Below are 23,392 nucleotides of genomic sequence, written 5' to 3' on the forward strand. Positions count from 1 at the left end.
CCACAAACAATCATTGTGGAGTCCTAGCTATTTTGCTATTTCTGTTGGCGGTGCGCCGTTGGAAGTATTAAAAGAGTATATTAAAAATCAAGAAAAGCCGTCCTAAAAGGACGGGGCTTGTATCCCATTATTTTCGGTCAATTACCCATTACCGCGCGTAGCGCTATAGGTCGATCGCGCTAATTCGAGGGCGGTTTGATAGACCTGTCGCCAGGGGAGGTGGTGTTGGCGGGCGAGTTGGGCACAGTCTTCGTATTCGGGTTGTAGATTAGAGAGTTGGTCGCCTTGCCAGGCTAATTTAACCTGAACCGAGCCATAGGGCGTTTGTAGGGTGCGGAGTTCTCGACGCAAAATCGATCGCTCTTGGAGAGTGCGGCGAATGCCTAATGTGGTGGTTTCTCGGAATAATAGGGTTTCACAGGCTGTTATTTGAGCGGGTGGACAGATGACGGTTAAGAGTATACCGAGGCGGGATTTTTTCATGGTGATGGGTTGGGTAAATACATCTAAGGCTCCGAGAGCAAAGAGTTGATCGAAACAATAGCCGATCGCCTGGGGACTGAGGTCATCGATCTGCGTCTCCAGCACCGCGATCTGTTCCAAACCTTGCTGCTCGGTTGGGAAACCCACCCACAAGCGTACCAAATTCGGGAGCGGTAACCGGGCTGATCCGGCTCCTAATCCGACCCGCTCCAGCCCCATGGAGGGCACAGAACCAAACTTTGTGGCTAATGTGGTAGCGATCGCCGCCCCCGTAGGAGTCACTAACTCCCGCTCAATGCCATTACTGTAAACCGGAACCTGGGCCATCTCCCACAACTTCAACACCGCCGGAGCAGGAACCGGTAAAATGCCATGGGCAGCTTTTACCGTACCCCCTCCCGTGGGTAGGGCCGAACAAAACAGGCGATCGATCCCTAACCACTCCAACCCCAAACAAGTGCCCACAATATCCACCAGAGCATCTGTTGCCCCCACCTCATGGAAATGTACCCGCTCCGGTTCAATGCCATGAACCGCCGCTTCTGCTAAAGCCAAACGGTGAAAAATAGCTAAACTGCGCTCTTCCACCCGTGGCGGCAGTTGAGCATTCTTAATCATCTCTACAATTTCCGGTAAATGGCGGCTGCCGTGGTGACGATCGCGATCGTGAGGGTGAGGAGAATGGTTGAGATCTACATGAACTTTAATGCCCACTTGGCCGTGATGGGTCACCCTTTCCTGGCGTAACTGATACTCATCCTCGATTTGTAAGGATTTTAATTGCTCTTGCAGGTATTCTAGAGGAACTCCTGCATCCACCAAAGCACCCAAACACATATCACCGGCTAAACCGGTGGGACAATCAAGATACCCTATTTTATTCATTCATCTACCCCCAACTTATGGCAATTCTATATACCCTACATCCGGAAACACCGCAACAGCGAACCCTGCAAGAGATCAAAGAGGCTCTTCAAGATGGAGCGGTGATGTTATATCCAACCGATACCGTGTATGCGATCGGTTGCGATCTGAGTGTTAAATCAGGCATCGAGCGCGTCCGACGGATTAAACAACTCTCTAATGATAAACCCTTAACCTTCCTCTGTTCCTCCCTCTCCAATGTGGCCAGCTATGCCACAGTCAGTGATGTGGCTTATCGAATTATGAAGCGCTTAATCCCCGGCCCCTATACCTTTTTACTGCCTGCAACCAAGGAGGTTCCCCGGTTGGTGATGTCTCCCAAACGGCGAACGACTGGAATTCGAGTGCCTGATAATCCCATTTGCTTAGGTCTGTTGGAGGCATTAGAGAATCCCATTATCTCGACCTCCGCGCATTTGGTGGGAGATGAGGAAATGTCCGCGAGTCCGAGCGCTCCCGAATATACCTCGACCCAAGAACTCTTCGATCGCCTCGATAAACTGGTGGATATCATCATTGACGATGGTTTACCCGTCCAGTCAGACGTTTCCACCGTTTTGGATTTAACGTCAATGGAACCAAAAGTTGTGCGTGAAGGTCTGGGATGGGAAGCAGCATCGGATTGGGTGTCCGACGCAGGTTAGTCTAGAGGATCATCACCCCTAGGGTGGGATGATCTTCCTAGGGTTTAAGGAATCAGGGAATCTCAGAGGCATCTACCCCACACCAGTTTTTAGCCACTCCTGCAATTGTCTACTGAGGCATTCTCTAGGGGGTTTGCTGCTCTACCCCCGAATTAGGGAATTGAAAATGGCTTAAAGTCTAGCGTTGACAAAGGTTTGGACGATCGCCCTTCAAGGTGCGATCGCCAAGTCTTCCCCTGCGCTCTTGTTGTGGGGTGGATCTGCACAGATCAAAGAGTGCCACAGCAGCACCCCTTTATTTTCTGAGGGACACCTACAGTCAGAGTATAGACAGCGCGAAGGATTCCACCCGAAACGGTGTCATCACTGGAGTGCATTCAACCCAAAGGAGATTGAAATTATGAATACCAAGTCCAGCCATTCTGCTACCCTTAAATCCAACCCTTCTTTAACACCTGTTAACTCTTGTGCAACGGCAAGCGCCCAACTTCCGGAGTCTTCTGAACCGGTGATGGATGTGGAGGCTCTACAAGAGTTGATTAGCCGCGAGCTTCGCAGTGCGATGCAGATTAGCTGTCGCTCCATTCGGGGGGTATCTGAACGGATGGCGCGGGAAGTCGAACGCATTTGCCAAAAGAGCGATCGCATTCAAAAATCGGGAATCATTGAATCTTGGCAACGGACTCTAGCCCATAACCGGATTGAAAAATGCTTGCAATACTACAAACTTGGCTCCCGTCAAGGTCGGAGTGAACTGCACAGCAATCTGAGTGTAATGGTCTATCGCCATGTGGCTAAAACTAGCGCTCGATTAGGATTTAAGGCTCGCTATAGTTTGATTGAAGACTTCATGCAAGGCTTTTATGTGGAAACCCTGAAAGCGTTCCGTCGGGAAAATGAAGTGGCGGAAAAGTATAGCCCCCGCACCCGCTTAGAATTGGCTGAGTACATGGCGTTTACGGAACAATATGCGAAGCGACGCATTCATTTACCCGGTGGCATTTCCCAACGGTTGATTGTTCTCAGGGCGCAAGGGTTTTCTCGCCGTCAACCTCAAGAGATGTCGGTAGATATGGAAATGGCTGTAGAATCGGGCAAGACGGAAGAGGCGCAAATGTACAGCCGCGATCCTGCTTTGCATCAAATTCGGGAGAAAATGGTGGCTGGTGCGATCGATCCTTCGGAGTCGGTACTGCGCGATCGCGTGATTCGGGAATTAATGGAGTATCTCCAATCTCAAGAACAATTTGATTGTATTGATTACCTCAATCTCAAGCTGCAAGATTTCTCGGCTACTGAAATTGATGAAACCCTGGGCTTAACCCCTCGCCAACGGGACTATCTGCAACAACGGTTTAAGTACCATGTGGAAAAATTCTCCCGCTTCCATAACTGGCATTTGGTTCACCAATGGCTGGGTGCGGATCTCGATCAAAATTTGGGTATGGCTCCCGCTCAATGGGAAGAGTTCTTTAATCAATTGGCTCCCGAACAGCAACAACTGTTCCAACTCAAGCAAGCTAGAGTTGAGGATGCTCAAATTGCCACTACCATCGGCTGTACCCCCAAACAATTACAAAAGCGCTGGAATAAATTACTGGAATTGGCTTGGAAAGTCCGTAATCAGGCGAACTCCTAATGGGAACAGCAGGGTTAGGACTTGAGAAAGGGGATCTTGATTTCAGAGTGTTCACCTCGAACACTATCCCCTCCCCTTTTTCACTATGGTAGTATTGAGGATTAAATCTTTATGCATACCATCAACCCATCCTTTTGTTTTATCCCCTTCAAACCCGCTCATGGCAGGGAAACTAAAAAATCCTTTATTTCCAGAATCTAAACAAGTACCGCTTGGTTGGGTTCTGATTGTTCCATTTCTGATCCAGATTTTTGCCGCAGTGGGTTTAACCGGTTGGTTGTCTCTGCGTAATGGTGAACGTGCGGTTAAACAGGTGACGGCGCAACTGCGAAATGAACTAACTGCTCGTATTGTGCAACATCTGGACACCTATCTGCAAACGCCTGCTCTGATTAATCAGATTAATGCTCAGGCGATCGCCAACAACCAACTCGCTCCGGGCGATCTCGATGGGGTTCGTACCCATTTATGGCAGCAAATTCAACTGTTTCCGAATATCGCTCAAATTGGATTTTCGACCCCCAATGGCTATTTTCAGGCCGTTCAGCAGACGTTGAGTCCCCCAGGGTTTCAGTGGATCGTCAGCGATCCCAACACTCCCGAATCCCTAACACTCTATACCCTAGATGCCCAAGGAAATCCCCAACAATCCTCCACGTTTTCTTCTTATGGCGATCCTCGTCAGTCAGAGTGGTATCAAGAAGCACTCGATCGAGAGGCTCCGGTTTGGACAAAGCAGCAAATGTTCGATCCCAGTCAGTCCCCAGAATTCATCCTCAATGCGAGCAAGGCTTTATATTTGGGCGATGGGGAAATAGGAGCCGTCCTCAAAACGAGCCTGAGTCTATCTCGAATTAGTGATTTTTTACAAGGGCTACACATTGGGCGATCGGGACAAACCTTCATTCTCGATAGTCAAGGCTATTTAATTGCCAGCTCATTATCAGAGCGATCGCCCCAAAAGTCAACCGAAACCCCCTTTCCCATTGCCGCACAACAGAGTCCCAATGCTCTGATTCGATTAACCATCAAATCGCTACAATCAGAATTAGGCAATATTGAAACCCTTAAGCAACCTCATCAACTCAGTTTTTTATTTAAACATCAACGGCACTTTGTCCAAGTTACACCCATCGAGCAGAATCAAGAACTCGATTGGTTAATTGTCGTGATCGTCCCCGATTCAGACTTTATGGGGGTCATCTATGAAAATATCCGCAATACCATTTTACTCTGTTTTGTTGCCCTGATGGTGGCCGCTATTCTAGGATTAGTCACAGCCCGTTGGATCTCTAAACCGATTCTCAAGTTAATTCAAGCCTTGGAATCCATTTCCGCCGGGAACTTAGATCAAACCCTCGATTGGCAAGAATCTCGCTTACCTAAAATTTATGAACTAGAAATTTTATCCCGTTCCTTTAATCAAATGGCCGCTCGATTTCAGCGCTCCTACGAAGAACTCGAAATTCGGGTACAATTGCGGACATTTGAACTCAAAGAAGCCAAAGAAACAGCCGATGCTGCCAACTCAGCTAAAAGCGAATTTTTAGCCAACATGAGCCATGAGTTACGCACCCCCCTGAATGGCATTCTCGGATATACTCAAATCCTCAAACGCTCCCAAAATATCCCCGAAAAAGAACAAGATGGAATTGAAATCATTCATCAGTGTGCAACGCACTTGCTTACCCTGATTAATGATATCCTAGATCTGTCTAAAATTGAAGCCAGAAAACTAGAAATTCATCCCTCAGACATGAATTTTAGGACATTTTTGGAAGGAGTTGCTGAAATCTGTCGGATTCGTGCCGATCAAAAAGGGATTCACTTTAACTATGTTCCCGATCCAGATTTACCCAAAAGCATCCATGGGGATGAAAAACGCATTCGCCAAGTTTTAATTAATTTATTAGGCAATGCCATTAAGTTTACCGATACGGGAGGAGTTTCATTTGAGATCAAAAATTTAGAGGAAATCCAGCAAGAAGAGCAGATTTTACATAAAATTCGTTTTGAAATTCAAGATAGTGGCATTGGTATTCCCTCAGAAAAACTCGATGCAATTTTCCTCCCCTTTGAACAAGTAGGAGAGGTCTCTAGACAAGCGGCTGGAACCGGTTTAGGATTAGCCATTAGCCAAAAAATTGTAGCCATGATGGGCAGCGAGATTCAAGTCGAAAGTGAAGTCGGTCAAGGCAGTTTATTCTTTTTTGATTTAGAGTTACCCGAAGTGTTACAATATCAAGAAGAGATGATGACTCTGCCGACCGAAAAAATTGTTAGCTTTGAAGGACTAGAAAATGCGAAAATTATGGTTGTTGACGATCATTGGGAAAATCCATCCATTATTAAGAATCTTCTAGAACCGATGGGATTTACAGTCGCACAAGCAAATCAAGGTCAAGAAGCCCTGGAACTCCTGCCTGTATTTACCCCAAATTTGATCATTACCGATTTAGAAATGCCGATCATGAATGGCATTGAGTTAATTAAAGCAGTGCGATCCCATGAAGACTGGAAACAGTTACCCATTCTTGTTTCTTCTGGGCGCGTTTTTGAAGCCGATCGCAACCGTTCTTTAGAAGTGGGGGCGAATGCATTTTTGCCCAAACCATTAGACACGAATCGTCTTCTAGAACAGATTCAAATTTGCTTAAATTTGCAATGGATTACGCAACAGCCATCCGCAGAAAATCTTGCCGTTCCTATTGCTTCTGATGCTTCTGATTCTCTGTTAGTTCCCGATCGAGAAAACTTGGCAGAGTTATATCGCTTGGCAATGGAAGGAAATCTGAAGAAAATCCAAAAGAAAGTGAATACACTAGCCGAAGTCGATCCGAATCTTAGTCCATTCTGCGAGCAAGTGAATCGACTGGCAAAAAGTTTTAAGGAAAAAGAACTTCTAGAATTAATTGAAACTCATTATCAGAGCCTCAGAGGAGAAAGCCATGAGCTATAGCGATTCGGAATCGAATGTTATTTTAATTGTGGATGACAATCCCAATAACTTAGCGGTTTTGTCGGATTTTCTCGATGAATCGGGATTTGAAGTTAGGGTAGCGAGGGACGGAGAAAGTGCTTTAGAAAAAGTTAACTATGCTCCTCCAGATTTAATCTTGTTAGATGTGATGATGCCGGGAATTGATGGATTTGAAGCCTGCAAGCGTTTAAAGTCAAACCTAGACACGGAAGAAATTCCGATTATTTTTATGACGGCTTTATCTGATACGGTGGATAAGGTGAAAGGCCTGGAATTGGGGGCAGTTGATTATATTACTAAGCCCTTCTCCCAAGAAGAAGTGCTTGCCAGGGTAAGGCTGCATTTGAGGCTGAGGAAAATGGCCCAAAAGTTAGCCCAACAAAACCAATTGCTCAAGCAAGAGATCGAAGAAAAAAATAGAGCCGAGGCAGCCTTGCAAGCCTTGACTCAAGAGTTAGAACAACGGGTAAACGATCGCACGGCTGAGTTGCAACAGGCAATGACAGATTTACAAGATGCTCAGGTGCAGTTGGTACAAAATGAAAAAATGTCTACGTTGGGTCAATTGGTGGCGGGGGTTGCCCATGAAATTAATAATCCGGTGGGGTTTATTATGGGGAATTTAAGCCATGCACAGGAGTATCTTCAGGATATTATTGAGCATCTGAGCTTGTATCAAAGCCATTATCCGGAACCCGATCCCGAAATTCAGGATCATTATGAAGATATAGAATTGGATTTTTTGCTCAAGGATTTGCCGGATTTAATTTCGTCGATGCATGAAGGGACGGATCGGATTCGTAATATTAGTCAATCCTTGAGGACGTTTTCGCGATCGGATACAACCAGTAAGGTAAGTAGTAATATTCATGAGGGGATTGATAGCACGCTGCTAATTTTGAAACATCGATTAAAAGCGACGGAGGAGCGGCCGGCGATCGCCATTATCAAAGAATATGGAGATATTCCGGAAGTTCCCTGCTATCCGGGGCAACTGAACCAGGTGTTTATGAATTTGCTCGCTAATGCCATTGATGCCTTAGACGAATCCAATCAGGGACGCACCTTCCAAGAAATTGAAGCCAACCCGAACCAAATAACGATTCAAACCCAACTGTCGCCTTCACAAACGGAAGTGATTATTAACATTGTTGATAATGGTAAGGGGATTCCCGAAGAGATCCAGAATAAAATCTTCGATCATCTCTATACCACCAAAGCCTCTGGACAGGGCACGGGTTTGGGGCTATCGATTAGTCGCCAGATCGTGGAAGAGAAACATGGGGGAAAAATCAGTTGCCATTCAGGGAGCGAAACAGAATTTTATCGCGGCTCCGTATTTACGATTACCTTACCCATCTGATCCCCGATTCGCTATGGTAAAACAGAAGTCTAGCGCGATCTGGAGTTAATGCTTGATGGATTCATCTTCTGCGTCCTTACCTCCCCTAGAATTGAGTCAATCCCAACAGTGGCAATCCTCCCCTTCTCCCCAAGACCTGGGGATTTCCCTCTTAATCGAAATGGCTCAACGGGGGGAAATCGATCCCTGGGATGTGCAAGTGATTGATGTGATCGATCGCGTCTTAGAACAGCTAAACTCCCGCGCTGCTACCGATCCCCAAGACCAGAGTATAAATCGGGCGGACTTATCGGAATCAGGTCAAGTGTTTCTCTACGCCTCCATGCTCGTCCTCTTAAAAGCCCAAAGCCTAGAAGAAGATAGCAATGAGCTTTCCCCAGAAGAGTTGGCAGCCGAAATGGAAGACGATAACGAGCCGCCCGATGGTTCTCGTGGGCGTATCCCCTTCCGGCTAGAAAACCAATTGCGTCGCCGCGCCATTGCTCGACCGATGAAACAGCGACGAGTCACCCTGCAAGAGCTGATGCATCAACTGCAAACCATGAGCCAAACGCTTGCAGACCGCTCTGGGAAGTCGCCCCGTCGCCGCGCCCTGTCCCGCGCTCAAACGGCCAAAGCCATCCGCCAATTAGCCCATGAAGAAAATTTATCGGAAGTGGCGGAAAAATTAGAGAGGTTTTTAAGTCAATATGGAGCCACTGAAGAGGAGCAACCGGAATGGCTGGAGCTGGAACAACTGCTGGTTTCCCATCCCCAATGCGATCGCGTGGGCACATTCTGGGGCCTGCTCTTGCTCTCAGCCCAATCAAAAGTGGAACTCAAGCAAGAAGAATTCTATCAAGACCTAAAAATCCGGGTCTTGGGCGAACTGAGTCCGGCAAATCGGCGTTTTTGCCCAAAAATCGACAGAAAGAAAGGTTAAGGAGTAAAATCACTGATAACCTATATATATATGGATCAGGTTGTTATAGAGTTCCAAGACCCGATCGGTTCATTCTGATGAGGTGATTGGAACACCCGTAGTAATCAAAAACCTGTGGTTGAGGAATAGATAATTATGAAAGCCATGATTCTGGCGGCTGGTAAGGGAACTCGTGTCCGGCCTATCACCTACACCATTCCCAAGCCAATGATTCCCATCCTACAAAAACCGGTCATGGAGTTTCTCCTGGAACTATTGCGCCAGCATGGTTTTGACCAGGTGATGGTCAATGTGAGCCACTTGGCCAATGAAATCGAAAGTTATTTTCGGGATGGACAACGGTTTGGAGTGCAAATTGGTTATTCTTTTGAAGGAAGAATTGAACCCGATGGAACCCTGATAGGAGATGCATTAGGCTCGGCAGGGGGAATGCGCCGCATTCAAGATTATAATCCGTTTTTTGATGATACCTTTGTGGTGCTGTGCGGGGATGCCCTGATTGATTTGGATTTAACTAAGGCTATTAAGTGGCATAAGGAAAAAGGGGCGATCGCCACAGTGATTATGAAGTCTGTCCCTAAAGAAGAAGTTTCGAGTTATGGGGTCATCGTTACCGATGAGGACGGACGGGTGAAGGCCTTCCAAGAAAAACCCTCCGTTGAAGAAGCCATTAGTACCGATATTAATACCGGGATTTATATCTTTGAGCCAGACGTGCTGAATTATATTCCCTCTGGTCAAGAATATGATATCGGGGGTGACCTGTTTCCTAAGTTAGTGGAAATGGGAGCGCCCTTTTATGGCATTTCCATGGATTTCCAATGGGTGGATATTGGCAAAGTTCCGGACTATTGGCGAGCCGTGCGTGGAGTGCTACTCGGAGAGATTCAGAATGTGTCCATTCCCGGTCAGGAAGTCGCCCCTGGTATTTATACGGGACTGAATGTGTCCATTAATTGGGATAAAGTCGATATTACTGGCCCCGTTTATATTGGAGGGATGACCAAGATAGAAGATGGCGCGAAAATTGTCGGCCCAGCCATGATTGGCCCCAGTTGTCATATTTGTAGTGGGGCAACGGTGCAAAATAGTGTGATTTTCGAGTATTCCCGCCTAGGGCCGGATGTGCGGTTGATCGATAAACTGGTCTTTGGACGCTATTGTGTGGATAAAACAGGCGCATCCATTGACGTGCGATCGGCTGCATTGGATTGGTTGATTACTGATACCCGTGCTGTGCCTGTGCCGTTCCCTCCAGAGGAGCAACAGGCGATCGCCGAACTTTTAGAATCCGACTCTTAACCCAATCGAGTCCCGTTAATAGGTTAAGCAGGGCTGGGTGGGCAATGCCCACCCTAACCATGATAGATGTACTACCTAATAATGGTTGCCCACCTTACGATGGTGAACGGCCGTCAGAGCATCGGGGTTACTGACTCGTCCGGTCTCAATGGTGCAATAGACCAACCAATGATCGGAAAGCTCCATCCGACTGGCGACTTCACATTCGAGATAGGCCAGAGCATCGGTCAAAATGGGACTACCATTGGCGGCCGTTTGGGTGTTGACTCCTTCAAAGCGGTCTGCACCAGGGCCAAAGCGCTTCAGGAAATGACGCATCAAACTTTGATAGTTATCTTCGCTCAGAATATTGAGAACAAAGGTATCGCCCACATGCATCAAAGATTCGATCGCCCGATCCTTGGCGACGGCAATGGTAACACCTAGGGGCTTAAAGCTGGCTTGAGTCACCCAAGAGGCGAGCATGGCGCTTTTGACTTCGCCTTTTTGGGCAGTAATAATATAGAGTCCGCCGCTTAAGCGACCCAAGGCCCGGTCTAGGTCATTATCCAGGGACTTCATCTTTTTAATGGCATCCTTGAGTCCCAAGAGTTGCCCCATATCGGTTCCTGCTTCTTCACAGAGTTGATAGATGGCTTCTGTGGGTGCTTCTTTGATCAAAATCGCGGGGAAGGCTTCCTTAAGTCCCAGTTCTTGGAATTGGTTCCGCAGGGGATAGATGGAGCGGTCATCGCCTCCACCGGACTCGAACAGACCGATCGCCTGTTTGTCGTTAGCGGCGACTAAAACCGTACTCAGGGCTGCTTCTGCTTCTTTGCCCACTTCTCCCGACTGGGGAGGAGCGCCAATGATGAGAGCTGAGGCCATTTCCACCAGTTCCCGCACTTCCTGGGGATCGGTCGATCGCAAGTCCATCATTTCTACGGCGATCCCAGTTTTGGTGATCCCATGGGCGATCGCTTGGGAGAGGCGATCGCTATAGCCATAATCGGAAGTATAGAATAGGGCGACGGTTTTTTCCGCTTTGGTTTTTTCCTTACTCCAGCGATCGTAACGGCCGGTGAGTTCCTCTAGGTTATGCCATAGGAGGGGGCCATGGCCGGTAGCGATCAGGTTAATGGCTGGGAGTTTGGCCATCCGTTTCATGGCGTTCACCACAGAGCGGGCATTGGGAGCCATTAAACATTCATAATAGAAGCGAAAGTCGGCTTCAATGTCGCTCAAGTTTTCATCGTAGGTGCGATCGGAGCAATAGTGCATTCCGAAAGCATCGCAGGTATAGAGAACGGAGGTTTTATGGTCGTAGGTAAAGATCGTATCAGGCCAATGGAGATTGGGGGCGCTAATGAATTCTAAAACATGGCCCTGACCCAGATCTAGGGTATCCCCATTTTTTACCAATTGGCTTTCAAAGGGTTTATGAATCAGGTTTTGGAGAAACTGAACGGCAATTTTCGATCCCACTACCACTGCATGGGGAGCCATTTCTAGAACATCTTTGACCAGGGCACTATGATCGGGTTCAGTATGACTAATCACAATGTAGTCAATGGTGGCCGGATCGATTTGTCCTTTGAGGGTGTCGAGATAGAGTTGCTCAAATTTGCGATGGGAGGTATCCACCAGGGCCGTTTTGTCTCCTTGAATGATGAAGGAGTTGTAGGTGGTTCCATTTTGTAGTCCGAATTCGATGTCGAAGCGATCGCGATCCCAGTCTAGGGAGCGGATCGTTGTCGTATTTTCGGCGATCGGAGCCGTTTCTATCGTCAGTCGTTTTTGAGGGCGATCGGTCAGTGCTACCATAGTTTTCTGTCCTGTATGGGCGGTGAGGGACGACGGCGATCGTCGTTATCTCTTTTTCTATTGTTTCTTCATTGTTACAAAATCCTGGGATTTCGGGAAGGTGAGTTGAGTAAGAAGAATTAATCACACCCGTTAATTGGGAATATACTTCCTTTTTTGTCACTTTCCGATGCTATGTAACCTTTTCAGCCATTGATACTCTATATTATTCGATTTGAATTCTCGGAGAGTGACAAAACAGCTAGAGAGCTTTCCCAGATTAAAATCAACCGATGGCGCTAAACTATCAACAGGGTTAATCATGAGGATACAACCATGGCAAAGTCAATTATCCAGCTTGTCGATGAACTGCCTGAAGATAACATTACCGTCAAAGTCTTAAGAGCAATCGATTTTGTCGTGCCGGGAGAATGGAATAATCTTGTTGGATTCGATGCCACCATTGCCCATTTTACCGGAGAAACCGATCCCAAAACCATTCAGCGTATCCGCGATCGCGCTGCGGCTCTCTATCTCGATCCTGCCAAAGGCTATCAGGGCGCAGTCGGATTATATCAGGCGATCGATAAAGCCGATGTGGCCATGGGTACAGCCGCCTTAGCCAATAAGGTAGGCGAAAAGTTAAGTTTTCTTTCTTTTATCAGTAATATTACCCCCAAAGCCGACACCACCCAAACCATTGATTTACTCCTTAAAATTGCCGTAGAAGTGATTGCCTTTTGTAAATTGAATGGCATTCCCAAACCCAATCCCCAACTCTTCGCGAATTCTCTGGCCGAAAACTATCACAACGCCGGATTAATGCGAATGATTGCCTTAGTGTGCATTGATGCTATGTTGCCCTTGGGGCCAAACTTCTTAACTAAAATTCATGTCGTTATTCAAGGGCTTAATCCAGGTAACATTGCCGGAAACCCTGTATTTTCCGGCATTCAAGACCAAATCCCCGGCGAGACAACCGGCGATCGCATCGGATTTGTGAATCAATGTTTTAATGCCGTTGAAGGTTGGATGAATCAGTTGGTTGCCCAAACTGGCATTACCCCAGAAAGCATTTTCAATCATTTGGGTAACTTTATTCAAATGGCGGATGATAATCTCGATTTTGTCGCCGCTTTTTTAGATCAAACCACCAATTACTACGAGCATACCGGCATTCAAACCGTTGCCCAGCGCTTAATTTTAGAAGCCTACGAATCCCTGCAAGCAGAAGGGGACGCGCTCCCTGATGCAGATGGGGATGATCGGGATCGAGACAGTGACGGAGAGGGGGAATTTTCCGTCGGAGACACCGTTGAGGTTTGGGACAAAAAAGAAGAGGATTGGTATGAAGCGACTATCCGCAAAGTTAAAGTCAAAAAAGATAAAAATCGGTACTATGTTCGCTATGTTGGCTATGGTTCCTCCGAGGATGAATGGGTCAAAGAAAAGCATGTTCGCGCTGGTAACTTTGAAGAAGCCGATGATAATGGGTATGCCGTTGGTCAAAAAGTGAAAGTCTGGGATGACGATGATGAAGAATGGTATACCGCCAGAATTCAAAAAATCGACGGCGATCAATATCGAGTTCATTATCTCGATGAAGATGATTTTGACGATGAATGGGTAGACCTAGACGAAATCTGCTAAGAAAAGGGTAAAACGCAATTTTCCCTATTACCCATTACCAGCGCGAATCGCTATATGATGCCTACCCCCTTACTCGCACAAACCATTACCCTCAGAGACCTGATCGATCGCTTTGGCTTAACCTTAACCGAAGACGAGGATTTCTTCCCCGAATGGCAAGAAAATTTACCCGATATTTCTCCGAGCGATCGCCAACTGCTCGATAAAGTCAAAGCCGGTTATATCAACCTACTTAACCATCCGCCCTTACTCGAAAATGTCGTGAGAATGGCGATTTTAGACCCCATCCTATTTATTGGCGACTTCTATATCTCCCCCTTCTATGTCAAAAGCGAAGAACCCATAGAGATTAGTGCAGAAGACGATGGCGTAATCATCAAAGGTCGAATTGATACCTTAATTTTGAGAGAAAAATTTTGGATCGTGGCGATCGAATCCAAAAAAGCCGCCTTTTCCATCGAAGAAGCCCTCCCCCAGATCCTCGTCTATATGCTCGCCAGCCCTCACCGCGAACGCCCCTGCTTCGGTATGATCGCCACAGGCGGCAGCTTTGTTTTTGTCAAGCTAGTCCGGGGAGAAGTCAACCGCTATGCCTTATCAGATGTTTTCAGTCTTCGCAATCGTGGTAATCAACTCTACGAAGTGCTACGAATCTTAAAACGCCTGAGCCAGTTATAGCGCTTCGCGCTAGGTAATAGGTAATAAGTAATGGGTAATGGGTAATAGTTAATTGGCCATCTCCCCATCCCCATCTGACAATTCTGCCCGATCTTCTGTATCCTGAAAGGAACCCACGTTATTATAATTTTTGTAAACAAACTCTAATCCAAATTCTCCCATGAGTAACAGCCCACTCCATGCCTTCTTTGTTGGTCGCGCCCTGTCCGAGGCGATCGCCGAAGAAGTCGAATATACCCTAACCCACGCCCTCAGTAACTTCGGTAAAGCCGACGCAGAACAACAAGAGAGGCTGAAAAACTTCCCGCAAATAGTCTTAGACCGAGCCGCAGCCGCAGAATCCGCCGCCCGCACCGGGAATCCTGCACCCAACCCCGGACAACCCAACCCCCCCTCCCGCGATCTCCAAGAAACCCTCGATGATTTGCGGGCCGAAATCGCCCAACTGCGTTCTGAACTACAAAAATATCGCTCCCGTTCCACCTGAACCCCAAGCCCAAACCTTCCCCTAACCCAACCCATCGATCCGCCCCCTGATGACTTCTGTATCTGCGCTCTCTGACGTATCCGACAACCCATCAGCCCTTACCCCTTCCTCCAGTGCCATGGAACAAGGCTATAGCAGTAAATCCTATCGCTGGAATCGTCCCAAATATTCCCGAAACCGTCGTTTTTTGGATATCTGGAGTTTCTTCTGGCTCTTCTTAGGCTCTCTGTGGCTCAATGGTAAATCCTGGAGTTACCGAGGCGGTATGACTGAAGAAAAAATCCAAAAAAGACGGCGACAGCAAGCCATTTGGATTCGGGACACCTTCCTAGACCTAGGGCCCACATTTATTAAACTTGGCCAACTCTTCTCCACCCGTGCGGACTTATTTCCGATTGAATATGTAGAAGAACTCTCCAAACTCCAAGACCGCGTACCGGCTTTTAGCTATGAAAAAGCCGAAAGCATCATCCGAGAAGACCTAGGAAAATCCGTTCAAGACCTCTATCGCAGTTTTGACCCCGTTCCCATGGCTGCCGCGAGTTTAGGCCAGGTTCACCGGGCCCAACTCCATAGCGGTGAAGAAGTGGTGGTTAAAGTGCAACGGCCGGGTTTGCGGCAACTCTTTACCATTGATTTAGAGATTCTCAAAGGTATCGCTCGCTATTTCCAAAATCATCCCGACTGGGGAAAGGGACGGGATTGGCTCGGCATCTATGAGGAATGTTGCCGCATCTTGTGGGAAGAAATTGACTATCTCAATGAAGGACGCAATGCCGATACGTTTCGGCGCAACTTCCGCCAAGAAGATTGGGTGAAAGTGCCCCGGATCTATTGGCGCTATACTTCCCCCCGTGTTTTAACCCTCGAATATGCTCCAGGGATTAAAATTAGTCAGTACGATGCCCTAGAAGCAGCCGGACTAGACCGCAAACACTTGGCTCAGTTGGGAGCAAAAGCCTATTTAATGCAAATTCTCTACAGTGGGTTTTTCCATGCTGACCCCCATCCCGGCAATATTGCCGTCAGCCCAGATGGATCGCTGATTTTTTATGATTTTGGCATGATGGGCCAAATTCAAGCAGTGACTCGCGAAAAACTGTTAGATACTTTTTTTGGTATCTCTCAGAAAGATGGAAATCGGGTGATGAATTCTTTGATTGCCTTGGGCGCACTCGCTCCCACGGGAGATATGGGGCCGGTGAGGCGATCGATTCAATATATGTTGGATCATTTTATGGATCAGCCCTTTGAAAGCCAGTCGGTTAGTGAAATTAGTGACGATCTTTATGAGATTGCCTACGATCAACCGTTCCGGTTTCCGGCAACGTTTACGTTTGTGATGCGGGCATTTTCTACCCTAGAAGGGGTGGGGAAAGGCCTTGACCCGGAATTTAATTTTATGGAAGTCGCCAAACCCTTTGCAACAGAGCTTATGAATAGTGGAAATGGATCGGCAGGAAATGATTTGTTAGGCGAACTCGGTCGCCAAGCGACTCAGATGAGTAATACGGCTTTGGGTTTGCCCCGTCGTTTAGAGGATGCTTTGGATAAGTTGGAGCAGGGGGATATTCGCCTGCGGGTGAGAGCAACAGAGAGCGATCGCATCCTCAGACGCATTAGTAGTATGAGTTTGGTGAACACCTATGGCATTTTGATTAGTGGCTTGACCATTGCTGCCGCGATTTTGATTAGTGCAGATCAACTGGGATTGGCAGTGATCCTGGCTGTATTGGCGATCGCCTTGGCGATCCTCTTATTCCGTCTGCTACGGCGAATTAATCGTTTCGATCGAATGCCTTAGTCCAAAATTCCCCACCAGGGGTTACAATCAGAAGGGAGAAATCTCTTCATGCCTATCTGTTAGTTACTGTTTTGGTCAGCAAACTTATGAAACGCATCTTCACGGGTCTAACTGATACGGGGGTAATCCGTTCTGTCAACCAAGATGCCTTCTACAATGACCCGGAAGGTCGGTTTTTTATTGTGGCTGATGGTATGGGTGGCCATGCCGGTGGCCAAGAAGCCAGTCAATTAGCCACCACAGCGATTCAGGAGTATTTGTTGGCCCATTGGGAATCCGATAAGCCGTCCGATCAACTCTTGCAGGCGGCCCTATTGAAAGCCAATCAGTCCATTCTCGAAGACCAGCGCCAGCATCCCGAACGCTCTGATATGGGAACCACAGTAGTGGTCCTCTTGTTTCGTCCCACCCCAGAGCAACAGACGGAACAGCCTTGGGTAGCCCATATTGGCGATTCTCGCCTCTATCGACTGCGCGGCCATCATCTGCAACAGATGACCGTCGATCATACCTGGGTCGCTAAGGCGATGGCTTCAGGAGTCCTGGAGCCAGAACAGGGGCGCACCCATCCCTGGAGGCATGTATTATCCCAGTGCTTGGGACGGGAAGATACCCAAGAGGATGATATTGATATCAACTTTATCGAGTTACAAGGGGGCGATCGCCTGCTCCTCTGTAGCGACGGTTTAACCGAAGAACTCCCCGACGGAACCATCGCCTCCACCCTCAAATCCATTCGCTCCTGTGACATGGCCGGACAGAAGTTAATTGAACAAGCGAAAGAAAAAGGCGGACGGGACAATATCACCGTGGTCATCATTGCCCTAGAAAGTGAATATTGACCAAAACTAATGGGTTTCAAGCCTGGCCCTTCTAGGGCCACTTTTGAGCCTGGATGTAACGCCGCTTATGCAAACGAATCAAAGGTTGCAAACGCTATCCATTCCCTAGGAACCCCCCGATCCCCAGTCGAAAACTAGGGATTTGTTCATCATGAGCATTTTTACTCTTGTGAACTTGCTACAACATCATCAAGTCAAGAAACCAATATGGTCAATCTGTCAATTTTTTGTTATATTCTGTAATATAAGTTAGAAGTGTTGCACTTCTGGCTGTTCTGAGTCCTGCTGAATCTAAATTGAGGAGCCTTCGATGAACGAACCCATGCAACTCTCCCTAGAACAACAATTTAGTCTTCGGTCTTTCCAAACCCAAGTCGAAAAAATGAGTCGCGAGCAAGCTCAGGAATTCCTGGTTAAGCTCTATGAACAGATGATGTTGCGAGAAACCATGTACCAGCACTTTATCAAACACGAGTGGGGTTTAGATTAGGGACGACTTATCGTATCTATTGAGAAGTAGAAGTTCAAGATTTGTGCCGTTCTGGGTCTAACTCCCCCTTGGCAGTGTTAGGGTAAGGGTAGATTAACACTTCGGTATTACACTTACCCCTTATGTTCAAGCGTGCTTTAATCTCGACCGATTTATCTGATGGATTATACCGTCTGGTCGATTCAGTTCCGGCTCTGGCTCAAAGTGGTTTAGAGCAAGTTGTATTTACCCATTGTGTGGCCTTAGAAGGAATAATTCCTAAAACCGATAATGACAAGATTGAGTGGGCAAAATCTCGCCTATCTGTCCTGCGTCCGAATATTTCTGATAGCCTAGAAGTCAAGGGTGAGGTTGTTTCTTCAGTCAAACCCCATGAAACGATTCTAGAGGTGGCCAAAAAACATCGTTCGGATGTGATCGTCATGGGAGCGAATATCCATACGCTCATGGATGAGCAATTTTTTGGGAGTACGAGTAGGAGTTTGGCCGAACATACGGATATTCCGATTATGGTTTTACGTCCTCAACTGGTTTCTACCTATACTTCTGAAGAGTTAAATCTACGGTGTCGTTATTTATTCCGGTATTTAATGCTCACCTATGATGGTAGTTCCAGTGCCCAATATTTGTTACAACGAGTGAAAGATTATGCCCAAAACCGGCCAGCTAACTCCCTAGAAAAGCTGCTGTTGGTGTGGGTGGTGGAAGAAGGAGGGCGACGAGATTATAAAGATGCCGATTATGAGTTGGAGAAAGCTAAAACGGAACTTGAGAAAGTCAAGGAAGACTTATCGGATCTCAATTTAGAGATCGAGGTGGAAGTGCGGCAAGGAGAAATTATTCCTCAGATTTTTGAGTCGGCGTTAATGCATGATATTAGTGCGATCGCCGTTTCCTCCAATCGCAAAAATAAAATTCTAGAATGGTCATCGCCCAGCATCAGCAATAAGATATTGCGGCGCAGTTGGCATCCAATTATTTACTTTTCTCCCAGACACTAAACTGAGCAGTTGTTCACCTTAAAGCAAGCTCAAAAAGAAGAATCCGGTACTCCAGCTTCCAATTTCATCATGATTTGGGGTTGGAGTTTTTCAAATTCTTTTTGCAGCAGTTCCTTACTCCGCGTCGGTTGACCGCCAGCCATAGAATCACTGGTGTTTGCCCAATCTTGCAGTCGTTGCCGTTGAGAGTGATTCACATTAATACTGATGGCATCAGCACAACGCCCCGGTTCTTCTAAGGCAAAAAATAATAAGCAGTAACGTCCGGTATGAGCGATGAGGTTAGCTAAACGTTTACCTTTATGACTTTTGAGATCCATATAATATCTGAACCATCTGGGGCCCTGTTTAGGATCGTACAAAACTGTGAGCCACAAAATCATTGGATGGGGCGAAACGGAATAGAGAAAATTCTTGTAGGTTTTATTATAAAGTCGGTTGATTTGCCTCTGTTCAATTTCCTGTTTTTTCAGCATTGCCCACAAGGTAACCACGGTTTGTTCTGTCTTAGTTTGTAATACTTGTGGAAAGACAATTTGAGCCAGGGGCTTGCCTTTGGGCCATGTTTGTTCCCAACAGACCATATCAATGGCAGGAGCAGGTTCAAGAAGTTGTAATTTACCTGATGATTTGCCTGGTGATTTGCTAGTGTTGCGCCCAGGGGAAGTAGGAGGTGACGAAGATGGGGGTTGGGTTTTAGACCGTTTTACGGAGGGAGGAGGATCGACAGGGGCTGAGGGCGCTTTTGGGGCGGATTCAGCAGAGGGGGTGGGTTTACTGCCGTTTTGGGCAGGAGTTGGGGAGGTATGGAGATTTTTTTCTAACTGCTCTAGGGTTTTAACAATCTCTCCTGCACTCTGGGGCCGTTTTTGAGGCTCTTTGGCTAAACATTGAAAGACTAAGTGTTTTAGCTCTGAAGGGAGTCTGAGATAAGGGGCAACGGCTTCAAAGGAGCGGGGGGTTTGGAAATGGTGAGTTTTATACCACGCGCCGAAGGTATGGGTTTCTGCGGTCAGGGGCATATGGCCGGTGAGCATCTGGAACATCATTACCCCTAAGCTGTAGAGGTCAGAACTGCTGGTGAGTTCTTTGCCTTCCATTTGTTCTGGGGAAGAATAGGCTAAGGTTCCCATGAAACAGTTGGTTTGTCCGGCTGTTTCTTCTTGGAGGAGTTTGGCGATGCCAAAATCGAGAATTTTGACTAATTCTCCAAAGCTGGAGTCTTGGCTGACGAGGATATTGCTGGGTTTGATGTCTCGATGGACGATGGGAACGGTTTTACCATCTTTTTGAATGCCTTCGTGGGCACATTGTAGGCCGAGGGCAATTTGCCGGGCTAGGCTTAAGAAGCGCTCTAGGTTGATGTTGTCTTCGCGGATGACATCACTGAGGCTGTCTCCTTGAAGATATTCCATGACGTAAAAGGGGATTTCGTCGGTTACGCCATAGTCCATGACGCGGACAATGTGGAGGCTATGTTGTCCGAGGAGGGCGCAGGTGGTGGCTTCTCGCTCGAAGCGATCGCGCATTTTTTTATTCAGAAGGGCTTGGGAGAGAAATTTAACCGCGACTAATACTCCGCCTACTCTGGCATCTTTGGCGAGGTAGACTTTCCCCATTGCTCCCTTACCAAGAAGTTCGACAAGCTCATAGCGATTAAATAGAACACGGCCAATATTGGGGTCACTCATTAGACGTTACACCAGAATACTGGAATCAACTGGAATTATTCCTATACTTAATGACGGTATTGGGTAAGGAGAGCAAATGCACCTAATCTTAATTCTGCTGTTCCTCTTGCATTTTACCGTCTGCGTTAACCCATGGACGAACGACCAGCTAAAATAGAGTTTATCCATTGTATAGGGTTATTTGCATATTTAATTGTAAGGGTTTCCATGATCGTGACAGTCGATCATTATCCTTTCATTGTAGCTTGATTTCACGGGGGATTACCCGGTTTAGCTTTCGGTTTGTCGTTCTAATCGAGCTTCCATGGCACTGGTTAGGTAGTGTCCTGCCATGACTGCGCTAGAGAGATGATAGGTATCGTAGTCGATGCGATAGAGGGTTTCAAAGCTACTCCGGCGTTCTTTGTCTCCGAGAACCCAATAGCGCTGGATAATGGAGTCGGGAGCAACCCAACCTTCTCCTTCGACTTTTCCGAGGACGCTGTGTTGGAGAACAAAGGTGTATTGGCGTTCGCCACTGTCGAGGCGGCCTTTATACTGAAAGGAGATGGGGGGGCGATCGCTGTCGGTAAAGGTGAGTTTCATGACCATGGTAAACCAGTTATCGTGAGACCATCGCACTAAGGTGGCTCCTCGGATGGCGAGGGGCAGGCCATCTTTTTCTAGCCAGTTCCCTTCAATCGTCCAGCGTCCTGGTTCCATTAAGAATGTATGAGCCACTTCGATCGCCTCTAAATCGTTGTCTCAGATTGTTTCGAGTTTTAAGCAGCAGTGCTTATGATACGGTTACTCATCATAACATTGTTGGCTGGTTGCTCCCAACTGGGTGCAACTGTCCCAAAATTTGCCCAGAGTTTGCCCCGGTGACTTGGGGGAGATTTCCGGGAATATGGAGATGATGCCAATAGCCGAGGACGGCAAAGGCGATCGCCTCTTTAAATTCTGAATTTAAGCCCATTTCCTCAGTGGTGAGGACTCGAATCGGGTTCAGGTGGTGTTGAATCCGCTCTTTGAGGTACAGATTACGACTGCCTCCCCCACACAGTAGCACGCGATCGGGCATCTGGGGTAGAAATTGGCGATAGTTTTGGAGGATGGAAACGGCGGTAAATTCGGTGAGGGTAGCTAGGAGATCGGCATCACAGAGATGATCGGCTTGGCTCTGTTGCCAACAGCGTTGCCAAAATTCTAGACCAAAATATTCGCGGCCGGTGGATTTGGGGGGCGGTTGCTGAAAATAGGGGTCTTCCATCCACTGGTTGACCAAGGGTTGGTGGGGGGTTCCTGTGGCGGCCCAAGCGCCGTTAAGATCGTAGCGTTGAGTACCTTGGGTTAACTGTTCTACGGCTAGATCCAGGAGGCTGTTACCGGGGCCGGTGTCCCATCCCCGCACTTGGTCTAGGTGTTGATGGCTGTTGGCGGGCAGATAAGTGAGGTTGCCAATACCGCCTAGATTTTGGATACATTGACTCTGAGTGGGATGGCTGAGGAGACAGGCATCTATGGGGGGGACGAGGGGGGCCCCATGGCCACCGGCAGCGAGATCGGCTTGGCGAAAGTTACTGATGGTGGGGATACGGGTGTGATGGGCGATCGCCTCTCCCCGTCCGAGTTGTATGCTATAACCGAGTCCTCCATGGGGGGGACGATGAAAGACGGTTTGCCCGTGGGAGGCGATGAGTTGGGCGGGGGGATGGCCCTGCTGTATCTTCAGAGCGGCTTGGCTGAAGGCGTGGGCAATCCGGTCATCGAGGGCAGCCAGTTGGGGAAGGGAGAGGGGTGCGCCAGAGGCGATCGCCAAAATTTCCCGTTGCAACTCCTCCCCATAAGCATAGGTTTCCCCAGCGATTAAATCCACTTTGAAATCATATCTTTCCCCCGAAATGTTTACCAACGCCGCATCAATTCCATCTGCGGATGTTCCACTAATTAAACCAATAATATACATAGTTTGACCCCTAACTTTTTACTTACTGAACCGGCAGTCGATTAATTGCCTTATTACGGCCAATTAACACCATCGAATCCCCCTTTTCCATCCGTTGAGTTGCCTTCGGGTTCACCTCCAACTTCTGCCCCTGATGATTAATCGCAATCATCGTCAACCCATACTCATTTCTTAAATCTAACTCTAACAGCGTTTTACCCGCAAACTCTTCTGGAACCAGCAATTCCACCATACTATTATCTGGATCGAGTTCTACCCGCTCTAAGATATTTGGTTTCGTCAAAGAAATAGCTAAATTACAGCCCATCTCATATTCCGGAAACACCACCCAATCGGCTCCCACCTTATTGAGCAACTTTTCATGAATTTTAGAAGAAGCTTTAGCGACCACAAAATTTACCCCCGCTTCTTTCAAATTCAACGTGGTGATTATACTTTCTTCCACATAATTGCCAATACTGACAATCACTGTATCAAACTCAAATACTCCCGACTGTTTCAACGCCATCGGATCGGTCGCATCTAAAGACAAAACATGGGTGGCAATCTGACTATTGATCGCTTGATTCACTTGCTGTTCGCTCGCATCAATCCCCATGACCTCATAGCCCATATTATACAGGGTTAAGCAAACCGCTTGTCCAAACCGTCCTAAACCAATGACCGCAAACTGTTGATTGCTTTGACGCAGGCGACGAAACCACCCGAACGACTCTTTTTTCACTGTACGATCTCCCCTGAGTGAATATGGGTACTTCAATT

General features: G+C 47.4%; 20 protein-coding genes. 14 read left to right on the forward strand and 6 right to left on the reverse strand.

Annotation, left to right across the window (positions count from 1 at the left end; translation table 11 throughout):
• Positions 1–106, forward strand: a 106-nt coding sequence (locus PJF56_RS06850; protein ID WP_283761932.1) for a transposase, incomplete at its 5' end; no start/stop codon positions are given.
• Positions 107–141: 35 nt separating this feature from the next.
• Here PJF56_RS06850 and larC read toward each other — a convergent pair.
• A complete protein-coding gene (gene larC / locus PJF56_RS06855) occupies positions 142–1,368 on the reverse strand; it encodes a nickel pincer cofactor biosynthesis protein LarC (protein ID WP_283761903.1) in 1,227 nt (408 codons plus the stop codon).
• Between the two features lie 17 nt (positions 1,369–1,385).
• Between larC and PJF56_RS06860 the strand changes: the two genes are divergently transcribed.
• The 6 genes from PJF56_RS06860 (at position 1,386) to PJF56_RS06885 (ending at position 10,257) form a co-directional block, all read left to right on the forward strand.
• Positions 1,386–2,051 carry an L-threonylcarbamoyladenylate synthase gene (locus tag PJF56_RS06860; RefSeq protein ID WP_283761904.1) on the forward strand — a complete coding sequence of 222 codons (666 nt, stop codon included), beginning with the start codon at positions 1,386–1,388 and terminating at the stop codon, positions 2,049–2,051.
• A gap of 400 nt (positions 2,052–2,451) precedes the next feature.
• On the forward strand, positions 2,452–3,690 hold the full coding sequence (locus PJF56_RS06865) for a HetZ-related protein (protein ID WP_283761905.1): 1,239 nt from the start codon (positions 2,452–2,454) through the stop codon (positions 3,688–3,690).
• A gap of 160 nt (positions 3,691–3,850) precedes the next feature.
• Positions 3,851–6,649 carry a hybrid sensor histidine kinase/response regulator gene (locus tag PJF56_RS06870; RefSeq protein WP_283761906.1) on the forward strand — a complete coding sequence of 933 codons (2,799 nt, stop codon included), beginning with the start codon at positions 3,851–3,853 and terminating at the stop codon, positions 6,647–6,649.
• Positions 6,639–8,033, forward strand: coding sequence for a hybrid sensor histidine kinase/response regulator (locus PJF56_RS06875; protein WP_283761907.1), 1,395 nt, complete (start codon positions 6,639–6,641; stop codon positions 8,031–8,033). The genes PJF56_RS06870 and PJF56_RS06875 overlap by 11 nt, the downstream gene beginning before the upstream one ends.
• 55 nt (positions 8,034–8,088) lie before the next feature.
• A complete protein-coding gene (locus tag PJF56_RS06880) occupies positions 8,089–8,955 on the forward strand; it encodes a segregation/condensation protein A (protein ID WP_283761908.1) in 867 nt (288 codons plus the stop codon).
• A 135-nt stretch (positions 8,956–9,090) separates the two neighbouring features.
• Complete coding sequence (locus PJF56_RS06885) at positions 9,091–10,257, forward strand: nucleotidyltransferase family protein (RefSeq protein WP_283761909.1); 1,167 nt, start codon at positions 9,091–9,093, stop codon at positions 10,255–10,257.
• A 75-nt stretch (positions 10,258–10,332) separates the two neighbouring features.
• On the opposite strand, the gene PJF56_RS06890 is transcribed toward PJF56_RS06885, so the two are convergent.
• Positions 10,333–12,060 carry a diflavin flavoprotein gene (locus PJF56_RS06890; RefSeq protein ID WP_283761910.1) on the reverse strand — a complete coding sequence of 576 codons (1,728 nt, stop codon included), beginning with the start codon at positions 12,058–12,060 and terminating at the stop codon, positions 10,333–10,335.
• A 315-nt stretch (positions 12,061–12,375) separates the two neighbouring features.
• Here PJF56_RS06890 and PJF56_RS06895 point away from each other — a divergent pair, with 315 nt between their 5' ends.
• The 7 genes from PJF56_RS06895 (at position 12,376) to PJF56_RS06925 (ending at position 18,991) form a co-directional block, all read left to right on the forward strand.
• Entirely contained in the window at positions 12,376–13,689 is a 1,314-nt protein-coding gene (locus PJF56_RS06895) for an agenet domain-containing protein (RefSeq protein ID WP_283761911.1), read from the forward strand.
• 57 nt (positions 13,690–13,746) lie between these two features.
• Positions 13,747–14,367 (forward strand): restriction endonuclease subunit R, encoded by a 621-nt coding sequence (locus tag PJF56_RS06900; protein ID WP_347179473.1) that lies wholly within the window; start codon positions 13,747–13,749, stop codon positions 14,365–14,367.
• A gap of 160 nt (positions 14,368–14,527) precedes the next feature.
• Positions 14,528–14,854, forward strand: a complete 327-nt coding sequence (locus PJF56_RS06905; protein WP_283761913.1) for a DUF6825 family protein — start codon at positions 14,528–14,530, stop codon at positions 14,852–14,854.
• 118 nt (positions 14,855–14,972) lie between these two features.
• A complete protein-coding gene (locus PJF56_RS06910; protein ID WP_347179474.1) occupies positions 14,973–16,658 on the forward strand; it encodes an ABC1 kinase family protein in 1,686 nt (561 codons plus the stop codon).
• 86 nt (positions 16,659–16,744) lie between these two features.
• The gene (locus tag PJF56_RS06915) at positions 16,745–17,500 is read left to right on the forward strand and encodes a PP2C family protein-serine/threonine phosphatase (protein ID WP_283761915.1); all 756 of its coding nucleotides are present in this window, start codon (positions 16,745–16,747) and stop codon (positions 17,498–17,500) included.
• Between the two features lie 310 nt (positions 17,501–17,810).
• Positions 17,811–17,990, forward strand: coding sequence for an NblA/ycf18 family protein (locus PJF56_RS06920; RefSeq protein ID WP_283761916.1), 180 nt, complete (start codon positions 17,811–17,813; stop codon positions 17,988–17,990).
• 122 nt (positions 17,991–18,112) lie between these two features.
• The gene (locus PJF56_RS06925; RefSeq protein ID WP_283761917.1) at positions 18,113–18,991 is read left to right on the forward strand and encodes a universal stress protein; all 879 of its coding nucleotides are present in this window, start codon (positions 18,113–18,115) and stop codon (positions 18,989–18,991) included.
• 29 nt (positions 18,992–19,020) lie between these two features.
• Here PJF56_RS06925 and PJF56_RS06930 read toward each other — a convergent pair whose 3' ends face one another.
• From PJF56_RS06930 to PJF56_RS06945, 4 genes are all read right to left on the reverse strand, one after another.
• Positions 19,021–20,682, reverse strand: coding sequence for a serine/threonine protein kinase (locus tag PJF56_RS06930; RefSeq protein ID WP_283761918.1), 1,662 nt, complete (start codon positions 20,680–20,682; stop codon positions 19,021–19,023).
• A 270-nt stretch (positions 20,683–20,952) separates the two neighbouring features.
• Positions 20,953–21,402 carry a hypothetical protein gene (locus PJF56_RS06935; protein WP_283761919.1) on the reverse strand — a complete coding sequence of 150 codons (450 nt, stop codon included), beginning with the start codon at positions 21,400–21,402 and terminating at the stop codon, positions 20,953–20,955.
• Between the two features lie 73 nt (positions 21,403–21,475).
• Positions 21,476–22,630 (reverse strand): anhydro-N-acetylmuramic acid kinase, encoded by a 1,155-nt coding sequence (locus PJF56_RS06940; protein WP_283761920.1) that lies wholly within the window; start codon positions 22,628–22,630, stop codon positions 21,476–21,478.
• A gap of 22 nt (positions 22,631–22,652) precedes the next feature.
• The gene (locus tag PJF56_RS06945; RefSeq protein WP_283761921.1) at positions 22,653–23,354 is read right to left on the reverse strand and encodes a potassium channel family protein; all 702 of its coding nucleotides are present in this window, start codon (positions 23,352–23,354) and stop codon (positions 22,653–22,655) included.
• Positions 23,355–23,392 lie beyond the last annotated feature (38 nt).

The sequence above is a fragment of the Roseofilum halophilum BLCC-M91 genome (assembly GCF_030068445.1).
Taxonomy (GTDB): Bacteria; Cyanobacteriota; Cyanobacteriia; order Cyanobacteriales; family Desertifilaceae; genus Roseofilum; species Roseofilum halophilum.

Excerpts from the sequence above, each read along its gene's own strand:
- larC (WP_283761903.1), bottom strand. The coding sequence starts at position 1,368 with ATGAATAAAATAGGGTATCTTGATTGTCCCACCGGTTTAGCCGGTGAT.
- PJF56_RS06860 (WP_283761904.1), top strand. The coding sequence starts at position 1,386 with ATGGCAATTCTATATACCCTACATCCGGAAACACCGCAACAGCGAACC.
- PJF56_RS06865 (WP_283761905.1), top strand. The coding sequence starts at position 2,452 with ATGAATACCAAGTCCAGCCATTCTGCTACCCTTAAATCCAACCCTTCT.
- PJF56_RS06870 (WP_283761906.1), top strand. The coding sequence starts at position 3,851 with ATGGCAGGGAAACTAAAAAATCCTTTATTTCCAGAATCTAAACAAGTA.
- PJF56_RS06875 (WP_283761907.1), top strand. The coding sequence starts at position 6,639 with ATGAGCTATAGCGATTCGGAATCGAATGTTATTTTAATTGTGGATGAC.
- PJF56_RS06880 (WP_283761908.1), top strand. The coding sequence starts at position 8,089 with ATGGATTCATCTTCTGCGTCCTTACCTCCCCTAGAATTGAGTCAATCC.
- PJF56_RS06885 (WP_283761909.1), top strand. The coding sequence starts at position 9,091 with ATGAAAGCCATGATTCTGGCGGCTGGTAAGGGAACTCGTGTCCGGCCT.
- PJF56_RS06890 (WP_283761910.1), bottom strand. The coding sequence starts at position 12,060 with ATGGTAGCACTGACCGATCGCCCTCAAAAACGACTGACGATAGAAACG.
- PJF56_RS06895 (WP_283761911.1), top strand. The coding sequence starts at position 12,376 with ATGGCAAAGTCAATTATCCAGCTTGTCGATGAACTGCCTGAAGATAAC.
- PJF56_RS06900 (WP_347179473.1), top strand. The coding sequence starts at position 13,747 with ATGCCTACCCCCTTACTCGCACAAACCATTACCCTCAGAGACCTGATC.
- PJF56_RS06905 (WP_283761913.1), top strand. The coding sequence starts at position 14,528 with ATGAGTAACAGCCCACTCCATGCCTTCTTTGTTGGTCGCGCCCTGTCC.
- PJF56_RS06910 (WP_347179474.1), top strand. The coding sequence starts at position 14,973 with ATGGAACAAGGCTATAGCAGTAAATCCTATCGCTGGAATCGTCCCAAA.
- PJF56_RS06915 (WP_283761915.1), top strand. The coding sequence starts at position 16,745 with ATGAAACGCATCTTCACGGGTCTAACTGATACGGGGGTAATCCGTTCT.
- PJF56_RS06920 (WP_283761916.1), top strand. The coding sequence starts at position 17,811 with ATGAACGAACCCATGCAACTCTCCCTAGAACAACAATTTAGTCTTCGG.
- PJF56_RS06925 (WP_283761917.1), top strand. The coding sequence starts at position 18,113 with ATGTTCAAGCGTGCTTTAATCTCGACCGATTTATCTGATGGATTATAC.
- PJF56_RS06930 (WP_283761918.1), bottom strand. The coding sequence starts at position 20,682 with ATGAGTGACCCCAATATTGGCCGTGTTCTATTTAATCGCTATGAGCTT.
- PJF56_RS06940 (WP_283761920.1), bottom strand. The coding sequence starts at position 22,630 with ATGTATATTATTGGTTTAATTAGTGGAACATCCGCAGATGGAATTGAT.